The 11,602-nt window shown below is 72.1% G+C and carries 8 protein-coding genes; 4 read left to right on the top strand and 4 right to left on the bottom strand.

Annotated features, from left to right (window positions below):
- Nucleotides 1–21: 21 nt before the first annotated feature.
- The 3 genes from ABEB28_RS05865 to ABEB28_RS05855 are packed head-to-tail and all read right to left on the bottom strand — an operon-like array spanning nt 22 to nt 4,453.
- Nucleotides 22–1,149: an ABC transporter substrate-binding protein gene (locus ABEB28_RS05865; protein WP_345726937.1), complete on the bottom strand. Its 1,128-nt coding sequence runs from the start codon at nt 1,147–1,149 to the stop codon at nt 22–24.
- A 59-nt stretch (nt 1,150–1,208) separates the two neighbouring features.
- Nucleotides 1,209–2,936: a thiamine pyrophosphate-binding protein gene (locus tag ABEB28_RS05860; RefSeq protein ID WP_345726936.1), complete on the bottom strand. Its 1,728-nt coding sequence runs from the start codon at nt 2,934–2,936 to the stop codon at nt 1,209–1,211.
- Nucleotides 2,936–4,453 (bottom strand): aldehyde dehydrogenase family protein, encoded by a 1,518-nt coding sequence (locus ABEB28_RS05855; protein ID WP_345726935.1) that lies wholly within the window; start codon nt 4,451–4,453, stop codon nt 2,936–2,938. Before ABEB28_RS05855 ends, ABEB28_RS05860 begins: the two co-directional genes overlap by 1 nt.
- A gap of 297 nt (nt 4,454–4,750) precedes the next feature.
- Here ABEB28_RS05855 and ABEB28_RS05850 point away from each other — a divergent pair, with 297 nt between their 5' ends.
- From ABEB28_RS05850 to ABEB28_RS05835, 4 genes are all read left to right on the top strand, one after another.
- Nucleotides 4,751–5,533, top strand: coding sequence for an IclR family transcriptional regulator (locus ABEB28_RS05850; protein WP_345726934.1), 783 nt, complete (start codon nt 4,751–4,753; stop codon nt 5,531–5,533).
- Nucleotides 5,534–5,589: 56 nt separating this feature from the next.
- The gene (locus ABEB28_RS05845; protein WP_345726933.1) at nt 5,590–6,783 is read left to right on the top strand and encodes a CaiB/BaiF CoA transferase family protein; all 1,194 of its coding nucleotides are present in this window, start codon (nt 5,590–5,592) and stop codon (nt 6,781–6,783) included.
- Nucleotides 6,780–7,574, top strand: coding sequence for a citryl-CoA lyase (locus tag ABEB28_RS05840; RefSeq protein WP_345726932.1), 795 nt, complete (start codon nt 6,780–6,782; stop codon nt 7,572–7,574). Before ABEB28_RS05845 ends, ABEB28_RS05840 begins: the two co-directional genes overlap by 4 nt.
- A gap of 235 nt (nt 7,575–7,809) precedes the next feature.
- Nucleotides 7,810–8,694 carry an alpha/beta fold hydrolase gene (locus ABEB28_RS05835; protein WP_345726931.1) on the top strand — a complete coding sequence of 295 codons (885 nt, stop codon included), beginning with the start codon at nt 7,810–7,812 and terminating at the stop codon, nt 8,692–8,694.
- A 27-nt stretch (nt 8,695–8,721) separates the two neighbouring features.
- Here ABEB28_RS05835 and ABEB28_RS05830 read toward each other — a convergent pair whose 3' ends face one another.
- On the bottom strand, nt 8,722–11,337 hold the full coding sequence (locus ABEB28_RS05830) for a hypothetical protein (protein WP_345726930.1): 2,616 nt from the start codon (nt 11,335–11,337) through the stop codon (nt 8,722–8,724).
- Between the last annotated feature and the right edge of the window lie 265 nt (nt 11,338–11,602).

The raw sequence follows: 11,602 nt of genomic DNA, 5'->3' as shown, positions 1-11,602 counted from the left end.
CCCGCACCGGGTCGAGAAAAATCAGCTCGCGGCGACGAGCTTTCCGCCGGTGATGGTGCCGATCGACGTGGCGAAGATGCCGACACCCGTGTCGTCGAACGCGAAGTCGCCGAGCAGCCCCTTGTGCTTGACCGCGCGGATCGCGTCGGCCAGCTCCTTACCGGTGGCGACGTTGCTGTTCTTCAGCGCGGTCAACATGATCTGCGCACCGTCGTACGCCTTGGCGCCGTGCAGCTCGGCCTCCTCGTTGAACGCCTTCTGGTAGTCGGCGGCGAACTTCTTGGACGCGTCGCTGACGTCGTTGCTCAGGTACGGCGAGGAGACGATCGTGCCCTCGGCGTTGGCCGCGCCGGCGGTGTCCAGGAAGACCGGCGTGCCCTGCGGTGCGGCGCCGGCGAACGGCACCTTGATGCCGAGGTCGCGGGCCTGCTTGACGATCAGGCCGGATTCGACCTCCTCGGCGCCGACGAAGATCAGCTGCGGTGCCTTCTGCCGAATGCTGGTGAGCGCCGCGCTGAAGTCCTTCTGGTCGGTGGTCACCACCTGGTCGTCGACCGGCTTGATCCCGCGGTCGGCCAGCGCCTTGGTGAACGCGTCGTGTTCGCCCTTGCCGTAGCCGCCGTTGTTGGTGATCATCGCGATCTTCGTGATCTTCTTCTGATCGACGATGTACTTCGCGAGGCTCTCGTCGTAGGTCGTGCTCGTCGGTCCGTTGAGGAACAGGAACGGGCTCTTCACCGCGGTGAGGCCCGGCGACTGGCCGGAGGTGATGTTCGGGATCTCGGCCTGCTGCAGAATCGGGGCCATCGCGATCGTCACGGCGCTCTCCGCGGTGCCGAGCATCGCGATGTAGCCCTCACTGTCGATCTTGCGCGCGAGGTTCGTGCCGATCGTCGGGTCACCCTGGTCGTCGAAGAGCCCGAGTTCGATCTTCCGGCCGTCGATTCCGCCCTTCGCGTTCCACTCGTCGACCGCGAGCTTCACGCCCTTGTACTCCCACTTGCCCAGCGAGGACAGCTGCCCGCTCTGGGCGTCGACCACGGCGATCTTGATCGGGCCGGAGCCGCTGCCACCGTCCTCGTCGTCGTCGCCGGGTGCGCTGCACGCCGTGCTGAGCGTGAGCGCCAGGACCGCCGCCGCGGCAGCCATGGCGCGGCGGGTACTACGGATTCCGAACACGGATCATCACCTCTGGGGGTTGGGGTGGATCACTCGAAGATTCCGGCGTAGATGTCCTTGATGTTCCAGTGGCCCGGAGTGGGCACCGGCTCGTTCACCATCGGCACGTCGATCACCGCGGGGCGGCGACGCGCGAGGGCACTGCGCAGGGCGTTCCGGAGATCGCCCGGCTGCGTGATGCGGTAGCCGTCGGCGCCGCAGGCCTCGCCGAGGGCGGCGAAGTCCGGGCTGTAGGGCTTCCCGTCGGGGTCGGTGAACTCGCAGCCGTAGCCGGTGCCGAAGCTGGCGGTCTGCAGGTCCGCGATGGTGCCGTGGGCCCGGTTGTTCATCACGACGAACAGCACCGGCAGGCCCCGCTCCACGGCCATCGGCAACGCCGGCAGCTGAGCGCTCATCCCGCCGTCGCCGATCAGCGCGACGACCGGCCGGTCCGGCCAGGCGATCTGGACACCGAGCGCGGCGGCCGGCCCGAAGCCCATCGTCGAGGCGCCGCCCGGGGTGATGAACCGGCCTTCGACCGGCAGCGGATACGCCTGGGCGACCCCGTTCTTGTTCCAGCCGACGTCGGTGACGAGCACGGTGTCGGCGGGCAGCGTCTCCCGGACGTCGAGCAGGATGCGTTCGGGGCGCAGCGGGAAGTCGTCGCTGCGTCCGCGCTCGGCGCTGGCGGCGAACAGCTCGCCGCGGCCCGCCGCGATCTCCGCCCGCAGCGCGGGGCGCGGCGTCTCGGGGTGCGGCATCGCCGCCTCGGCGATCCGGCGGACGGCGAGCGCCGCGTCGGCGACCGCGCCGATCTCCACCGGATAGTTCCGGCCGATCTCGGCCGGGTCGATGTCGATCTGGATCAGCCGGGTCGGCGGGAAGCTCCAGGTGTACCGGTCGTCCCAGGAGCTGGCGTCGGTCTCGGCGAACCGGGTCGCGATCGCCAGCACCACGTCGGCCTCGCGGGCGTACCGGTTCGTCTGCTCCAGCCCCCAGAAGCCCGGCATGCCCATCACCAGCGGATGGTCGTCGGGCAAGCTGCCCTTGGCCATCAGCGAGTGCGCGACCGGGATGTCCAGGTGCTCGATCAGCCGGGTGAGATCGGCCCGGCCCGGCCCGGCGGAGAGACCGCCGCCGAGGTAGATCAGCGGACGCTCCGCGCCCGCCAGGGCGTCCGCGATCCGCGCGGCGACCTCGGTGGGCAGGTCGGGCTTGGTCAGCTCGCCCGGCAGCGGGTAGGCCTTCTCGGCCTGCGGCCGATTGAACAGATCCATGGGGACGTTGAGCAGGACCGCGCCCGGGCGACCGCTGACCGCGGTGGTGAACGCCCGCTCGGTGAACCGGGGCAGGTCCTCGACCCGGTGCACGTGCCAGGCGCGCTTCACGAACGGGCGGTAGATCGCGGTCTGGTCGGCGTCGTTGTGGAGGTTGACCTCCTGGTGCGGGTGCCGACCGGCGTAGTAGGACGGGATGTCGCCGGCGATCGCGACCAGCGGCACCGAGTCCAGCGCCGCGGTCGCGACCCCGGTGACCGCGTTCATCATTCCCGGCCCGACGTGCAGCAGGACGACGCCGGGCTTGCCGCTGGCCCGGGCGTAGCCGTCGGCGGCGTGGGCGGCGGCCTGCTCGTGCCGGGCGATGACGAACTCGATGCTGCTGCGGCCGAGCGCGTCCAGCAGCGCGATGTTCGTGTGGCCGCAGGTGCCGAAGACGTACTCGACGCCGTAGGACTCGAGCTGGGCGGTGAGCGCCGCGGCGGCCGTCGGGGTGCGCATCAGCGATCGCCCCAAATCGAGATCCCGCGCAGGACGAGCGTCTTGACCACCGTGTAGTCCTCGATCATCGAGCGCGGGGTCTCCCGGCCGAAGCCGGAGTCCTTGACGCCGCCGAACGGGACGTGGTCGAGCCGGAAGTTCGAGGAGCCGTTGACGATCAAGCCGCCGACCTCGAGCTCGCGCCACGCGTGGACGATCGTCCCGAGGTCCCGGGTGAACAGCCCGGCCTGCAGCCCGTACCGGCTGCGGTTGCACTCCTGCACGACCTGGTCGAAGTCGTCGAACGGCACCACCGCGACGAGCGCACCGAAGACCTCTTCGGTGACGACGTTCGCCGTCGGGGGCGGATCGGCGACGATCGTCGGGGCGACGGTGGCGCCGTCGCGGGTGCCGCCGGTGACGATCGTGGCGCCCGCGTCGGAGGCCTCGCGGCTCCACCGCACGACTCGCTCGGCGGCGTCGTCGTCCACCATGGAGCCGACGTCGGTCGCCGGATCGAGCGGGTCGCCGACGCGTAACGCCGTGACGCCCGCCCGGAACGCGTCCAGGAACTCGCCGAACCGGGAGCGGTGCACGTAGACCCGCTGCACGGAGATGCAGCTCTGGCCGGAGTTCGTGTAGCCGGTCTTCGCGCAGACGGCCGCGGCGTGCGCGACGTCGGCGTCCGCGCACACGATCGTGGCCGCGTTCCCGCCGAGTTCGAGGACCAGCCGCTTCGCGCCCGCGGCCCGGGCGACGGCCGCGCCGGTCGCCGCGCTGCCGGTGAAGCTCACGACGCTGACCTCGGGTAACGCACACAGCGCCGCGCCGACGGCCCCGTCACCGTGCAGCACTTGCACGGCCTCCGGCGGTGCGCCGGCGTCGAGGAGCAGCGCGACGATCGCCGCGGAGCTGGCCGGAGCCTGCGGCGGCGTCTTGACGATCGTGGTGTTGCCGGCCGCGAACGACGCGCCGAGCTTGTGGGCGAGCAGGTTGGCCGGTGCGTTGAACGGAGTGATCGCGAGCGCGACACCGGCCGGTGCGCGGTAGGTCAGCGCGGTGTTCCCGACGCCACGACCGAATCCCGCGACCGGGAGGACGTCGCCGCCGATCTGCCTGGCCTCGGCGGCACAGACGCGGAACGTGTCCACCACGCGGTCCAGCTCGCCCCGGCCGTCCTTGACCGGCTTGCCGAGCTCCCAGGCGATCAGCCGGGCGAGCGCGTCGCGGTGCACCGCCGCCGAGTTCGCCGCTCGCTCCAGGATGTCGGCCCTGGTCGCGGGGGCGAGGGCGGCGATCGTCCTGGCCGCGCGGCTCGCGTACTCGGCCGCGCTCCCGACGTCGTCGAGCCCCGCGGTCCGGGCCCGCGAGACGACGGTCCGGGTGTACGGGCCGACCCGGTCCGCGGTCGCACCGTCGGTCTCCCAGCGTCCGGCCAGCAGCGCAGCCGCGAGCACGGGACCGGAATTCTCCTGACGGATCAGAAGTGCGTCCAGGATCGGCCTGCCGTCCAGCGGATCTGCCCTGTTTGGACTCACTCGCACACTCCTCGTCACGCGGAACGGCGCAATGTTCGAACTAGTACGTACACGTTAGGGACGGCACTCGCCGCGAGGAAGACCTTGATCGATACCCGGCTCGTGTAATCCGGAGCTATGCCGCGAACCGCTCTGCGGACCTTATGGACCGCTCTGCGGACTGCGTGTAACGTACGGGTGCCCGCTCACGGCTGGCAATAGGCGGTTCCCGGAAAGTTGCCGATGGATGACGTGGCCGCCCCTGGCGAGAATCAACCGCCAGAAGCATTTCGACGTCGCTCGGGGAAGGTGCCATCAGTGAGTGCGGCAACCACAGACGGCCCGGCTAGCGCCGATGCCACCGGCGTGCGCAGCGTCCAGCGGGCGATGGAGATCCTGTCCCTGCTGACCGAGGACCGGCCGGTGGTGACCATCCGCGACATCACCGACGGAACGGGCCTGGCGAAGACCACGGTCATCCGGCTGGTGCAGACGCTGGAGCAGACCGGGCTGCTCTGGGCCACCGCCGGCGGCTACCTCGCCGGTCCCGCGCTGTGGCGCTGGGCCCACCTGGCCCGGAGCAGCTGGGAGATGCCTCCGGAGCTGACCCGCGCGATGAACGACCTGTCCGCCCGACACCGCGAGACGGTGAACCTCTACGGGGCCCGCGACCTGACCCGGATCTGCCTCGCCCAGCAGGAGAGCCCGCAGGCGTTGCGCCACGTGGTCCGGATCGGGGACGAGTTGCCGCTCTGGGGCGGCGCCTCGGCGAAGGTGCTGCTCCGGGACGCCGACGACAAGCGTCTGCGGCGGATCGTCCAGGCCTCCCCCGACGGGGAGGCGCACCTGTCCACCCTGCGCGCGTGGATCGCGGAGGCCGCGGAACGCGGGTACGCGGTCAGCCACGGCGAGCGCGAGGCCGGTCTCTCCGCGGTGGCGGTGCCGATCGAGGGCCGATCGGGTGGGGTGGTCGCCGCCCTGACGCTCAGCGGTCCGACCGTGCGGTTCGGCGACGAGCAGGTCGACGTCTACGCGCGCGATCTCGTCGACGTCGCCCGGCAGCTCTCGGAGCGGGGCTTCGACCACCCGCTGGGCGCGTAGGCCGCCATTCCCTCGGAACGCGGTCGGACCATGTGGCCGCGGAAGGAGCCATGCCAATGCAGGGACGACCGCTGGACGGCATTCGCGTCCTCGACCTCACGAACGTGCTCGCCGGGCCCTACTGCAGCTACCACCTGATGCTGCTGGGGGCGGAGGTCGTCAAGGTCGAGACGCCGGGCCGCGGGGACCTGGCCCGCCATCTGGGTCCGGACGCCACGCTCAACCGGGCCGGCGTCGGCGCGTCGTTCCTGGCGCAGAACGCGGGCAAGAAGTCGATCGAGCTGAACCTCAAGGACGACGCGGACCAGCACACCTTCGAGCAGCTGGTCACCGGCGCCGACGTCCTCCTGGAGAACTTTCGCGCCGGGGTCCTGGCCCGGATGGGGTTCCCCTGGGCGCGCCTCCGCTCGCTCAACCCCGCCCTCGTCTACTGCGCGATCAGCGGCTTCGGCCAGACCGGACCGATGAGCCAGGCACCGGCCTACGACCAGATCGTCCAAGGACTCGCCGGGATGATGAGCATCACCGGCACACCGGAGACCGCGCCGCTGCGGGTGGGTTTCCCGATCGCCGACACCGTCGGGGGCCTGATGGCGGCCCTGAGCATCACCGCGGCGCTCGCGGCCAGGGCGCGGACCGGGGAGGGCACGTTCCTCGACGTGTCGATGTTGGAGGCGTCGTTGTCGTCGATGGGCTGGGCGGTCTCCAACTACCTCGTCAGCGGCGTCCCCCCGGAACCGATGGGCGACCAGAACGCGACCGCGGCCCCGTCGGGGACGTTCGACGCCGCCGACGGACCACTCAACATCGCCGCGAATCGCCAGGAGCAGTTCGAGACGCTGTGCCGCCTCGTCGGTCGGGAAGACCTGCTACTCGACCAGCGGTTCGCCGAGCGGGAGGCGCGGAAGGCCCACCGGGAGTCGCTGAACGCGGAACTCAACGCGGCGCTGCGGGCGCGCACCGCCCGGGAGTGGGAGAAGATCCTCCCGGCGGCCGGGGTACCCGCGGCACGCATCCTCACCGTGCCGCAGGCGGTCGAGGTCGAGCAGCTCGCGCACCGCGGATTTCTCACCGAAGTCCCGTTCCCCGGCGACGAGCAGCGCACCGTGCGGATGACCGGCAACGGCGTGCTCGTCGACGGGGAGCCGTTGACGCCCACCGGGCCCGCGCCGCTCCTCGGGGCCGACACCGCACGGATTCCCGAACTGCTGGCGGCGTGGGGCGCCCGCACCGCGGAGGCCACGTCGTGACCGCGGAGTCGGTCCGGCAGGAGGTCGCCGACTGGTGGGCGACCGGCGTCTCCCGGATCGAGCCCGGCGTCGTCGAACTCCGCGGCCGCCCGGTGCAGGAGCTGATCGGCTCGCTGAGTTTCCCCGGCATGATCTGGTTGCTGGTGCGCGGTGATCTGCCGACACCCGGCCAGGCGGCGCTGCTGGAGGCCGCGCTGGTGGCCTCCGTCGACCACGGGCCGCAGGCCCCGTCGATCGCCGCCGCTCGGATGGCGGCCACCTGCGGTATCGGCTTGAACAACGCGATGGCCACCGGTGTCAACCTGCTCGGCGACGTCCACGGCGGCGCCGGCGAGCAGTGCGTCGAGCTGCTGACCGACGTGGTGGCGTTCGACGGCGCCCTCGAGGAAGCCGCCGCGGCCACGGTCGCCGCCTGGCGGTCGCGGTCGCGCTACCTACCGGGCTTCGGCCACCGGTTCCACCCGGTCGATCCCCGGCGGGATCCGCTGCTCGCGCTGGTCGACGCCGCGGTGGACGAGGGAGTGGTCGAGGGTCGGCACGCCGCGGCGGCGCGGGCCGTGGAGACCGAGCTGAATCGCGGCCGTGCGCGGCCGGTCCCGATGAACATCGACGGCGCCACCGCCGTGATCTACGCCGAGCTCGGGTTCCCCGCGCCGCTGGCCCGCGGGTTGTTCGTGCTCAGCCGCAGCGTCGGGATCCTCGCCCACGCCTGGGAGGAGAGCCGGAGCGGGCAGCGCAACAAGGGACCGATCCCCCGCTCCATCCTCCCCAGCTACCACCCGGCGCCCTGAGGCCCCGGCGTCCCCGCGGGGCCGCCGCCCGCCGATTGCCGGGAAGAGCACCTCTCGCGGCGCCGCGTGGGGTGCTCTTCCCGAAAGTCCATGCTGCGGGTCGGCTCGTGCGATGGTCTTCCCGAAAAATGTGACCGCCACGGGCGCCGCCAGCGGGCGTCAGCGGTCGATGGAGGCGGGTGAGGCCTCGTCGGCGGTCACCTAGGCCGCGTCCGCCGGTCCGAAGGGAGAGCACGTGAGCGAGTTCGAATTCCTCGCCGAAGAGGCTGCGGAGGTGGGTGCGCCGGCCGCGCTCCCCACCGTGCGCCGCGTCGACGCCGCGACGCCGGCCGGCACGGTCAGCGCGCTGCTCTGGGGCGAGTCCCCCGGGATCACGCTGCTGCACGGCGGTGGCTTGAACGCCCACACCTGGGACGCGACGATCCTCGCGCTCGGCCGGTCCGCGCTCGCCGTGGACCTCCCCGGGCACGGCGACTCCGCCTGGCGGGACGACTTCGACTACGGGCCCCGCGCGAACGCCGCCGCCGTGGCGGCCGTGCTCGACGCGCACGCGCCGGGCGCCCGGCAGACCCTCGTCGGCCAGTCGCTCGGCGGCGTCACCGCGCTCGCGCTCGCGCAGGCCCGCCCGGACCTGGTCGAGCGTCTGGTCCTCGTCGACGTCAGCCCCGGCCTGCGCCCCGAGGACGCCGCGCCGGTGACGACCTTCCTCTCCGGACCGTTGGAGTTCGGATCCCGCGAGGAGATCGTCGAGCTGGCCCTCGCCGCCGGCCTCGGCTCCTCGCGGCGTGCGCTCGCCCGGGGCGTCGTCCTCAACACCCGCGTGCGCGACGACGGCGTGGTCGTGTTCAAGCACCACCTCGCCAGCCCGCCACCCGGCGCGAGGTTCGACGTCGACTTCCGCGACCTCTGGCCGGCGGTGGAGGAGGCGACGGTCCCGGTCCTCCTGGTCCGCGGTACGCAGGGCTTCCTGGGCCCGGGCGCGGTCGAGGAGTTCCGGTCCCGGGTCCCCCGCGCCGAGATCGTCGAGATCGACGCCGGCCACAACGTCCAGGAGCAGCAGCCCGCCGCTCTGGCCGCGGCGCTCGCCGGCTTCCTCGCCGGGTCCCCGGTCGACCGCTGAGCGCCGGGCTGGCGGTCGGCGGAGCGCTCACCTGCTCGGGATCCGGCGGCGCAGCACCTCCTGCCAGCGGCTCCGCGCGTCGTCTGCGCCGTGGAGCCAGGTGACGCCCGGCGCGTCGGTCTCCTCGAGCTGTCCGCTCGCCTCGTCGAGCCACCACCCGGTGATCGCCAGCCAGAACCCGTACGCGGCGCCCTGCTGTTCGGTCGCCATCCGGCTCCGGACCTCGTGGGCGCCCTCGACGTCCCCCTCGAGGCAGCGAACGAGGACCTCGCCGGCGTCCGCCCACACCCCGGCACCGGACGCGCGGCAGGTCGCCAGCTCGGCCAGCGTCGAGGCGGTCTCCCCGGGGACGTGGGTGGACACCGCGAGCGCCGCACGGGTCTCGGCCTCGCTCACCGGCACCCGTAGCCGACGGTAGATCTCCGCGGCCTCCAGGCCGGGCCCGGTCTGCGCCGGATCGGTGAAGCACAGCAGCTGTGCCCGTCCGCGCAGCACGTCGGCCACCATCTGGGGTGACCCGAACTCCTCGGCGGCGGCGAGCCGCTGGGCGTAGAGGTCCTCGGCCTCGGCGAACCGGCCGAGCACCCACTCGACGCGGCCCTGGATGCCCGTCTGCCAGAACCGCTGACGCGGGTCGGAGAGCGCGAACTCCCAGCCGCGGGCACGGTCGAGGCGGCCACAGATCCAGTCGCTGCGACCGAGCGCGTGCTTGACGAACGGCGCGAACAGCCCGTTCCTGGCGATGAGGCCGAGACGGAGTTGCTCGGCGTCGTCCCAGTCACCGGTCTCGTCGAGCATCCAGGCGAGCCAGTGCGTCGCGAACTGACGGCCCACCTCGTCGAGCTCCGGGTCGTTCAGACTGCGACGCAGGAGCCGGGCGGTCGGCTCCGGCCCGCGCTCACGCCGACGGGCCACCGCGGCGAAGACATCGGCGGCGACCTGCGCCGGCGCCCCGCGTTCGAGCGACGCGCCGGCCAGCGCGAGCGTCGGTAGCGCGCCCAGGGACTGGAGCCGGGCCGCGAGCTGCCACAACCACGGCTCCACTCCGCCCAGCGTGGGCGCGAGGCGGAACGCTTGCAGGAAGTAGGTCGAGAGCATCGAGACGTCTCCGCCGGTGTGGCGGTCGACCCGGCGGTGCATCTCGTCGGTGAGCTGCTGCGCCGCCCGTCGCCACTCCCGGTCCGACCACTGGTCCTCGGCGAGGTCGGCGCCGCGGACCGCGTGGCGCAGCGTCTCGTGCAGGCTGTACGGCAGGTACTCCTCCGGCTCGTGGCGGACGATCGAGCGGCGGAGGAAGCGCGACATCTCCGAGTCGGGCAGGTCCGGCGCACCGGCGAGCAGGAGGTCGAGGTCGAACCGGCCGACCAGCGACGCCATGCGCAGTAACGCGCGCTGCGGGGTGCTCATGTCGGCCATCAGGCGCAGCACGATCTCCGGGAACGGCTGCCCGAACTCCTCCGGGCTCGGCGTGCGGCCGCTGACCAGCAGCTGGGCGTAGCGCACGGCGGCCAGATCGAGGTAGAGCGGCAGGCCGTGGGCGGCGCGGATGATCTGCTGCCGGACCTCCGGTGACAGCACCGGCTCGGCGTCCCGCATCAGGCGCAGCCGGAGGAACCGGTCACTGTCCTCGGGCGACAGTCCGCCGACGAGATGCTGGCGCGGCTCCACCCGGCCGGCTCCCTCGTCGAGATAGGGCCACCGGTCCGGGCCGGCCCACTGCATGCGCGCGCGGCTCTCGTCGTCGGCCCAGCGGAGCCGATTCCGGCCGCTCACCACGAACAGCGTCGTGGGCATCAGCCAGACCAAGCGGCTGAGCAGGTCCTCCACACTGCCTAACCGGGGCTCGCCGTCCTGCACCCGCTCCCAGGTGTCGAAGAAGACCGTGAGCGCGAGCGACCGACCGGCGCGGGACGCCTTCTGCTGCAGCTGCGCCAGGTCCCAGGCGAGCAGGACCGAGAGGTAGATGCGCATCTTCGCCGGGTCGGGCTCGTCGACGACACGCTCGAAGAACGGGCACTCCTGCAGGACGCGACGCTCTCGGATCCGGTCCCGGACGCTCCGCCCGGCCAACCGCGCACCGGCGGTGAAGATGCCGAGCACACCGCCCGCCGACGACAGCAGCTCCTCGATGGCCTTCTGCAGCTGGCTCCCGAGGTCGACGTCGCGGCGGATCCGGCGGAACGACGACGAGTCGTTCAGCACCGTGCGCATCGCCTCGCCGGGGTGGGCCCGCTCCCAGTAGACCGCGAATCCGAGGTCGAACGCCGGCCAGCACGGGCGGTAGGACCCGAGCGCGGCCCGCAGCCCCAGCAACAGCCCCTCCACGTCGGTGGCGGAGCCGGCCTCGAAATCCACCCGGTGGCTCAGCCGCTCGGCATCGCCATCGGCGGGCGCTGCCAGGTAACGCGTCTCCAGCTCGCGGGAGAGCCGGGTCTTGCCGATCCCGCCGACGCCGTAGAACGTCAACACGTTCCGCCGCGGGCTCGTCAGGTCCTCCACCGCCTCCACCGCGCGGGGGTACGACACGGCGATCGCGTCCAGCGCCTGCGCGAACGCGTCGAGCTCGACGGTGCGGTTGGTGAAGGTGTTCTGCGCGGAGTCGATACTCGTCGCGCCGATCGAGAAATAGGAATCGAGATCCATCCGCGTTGCCCGCCCTCATTCGGAACGATGTCCGGTGTCAATGAGGGTAAACAGTGCCATCAAGGGACGTGTCACCCCTGCCTCGGCGGGATCTCCGACGAGGGACCGTTCGAGGACGTCCTGGCGGTGAACGTGCGCGGCACCGAACAGATCCTGCAGGCCGGACGCGGGAAATAGTTTCGGAGATCCTCGGACGCCATGTCGAGAACCCGCGCCCGGCTTCGTCCCCGGGGTGAACGTGACGAGAATGGGTCGCGCCAGCACC

This window comes from Cryptosporangium minutisporangium (assembly GCF_039536245.1).
Classification (GTDB): Bacteria; Actinomycetota; Actinomycetes; order Mycobacteriales; family Cryptosporangiaceae; genus Cryptosporangium; species Cryptosporangium minutisporangium.
This window is presented reverse-complemented; position numbering and strand designations above follow the sequence as displayed.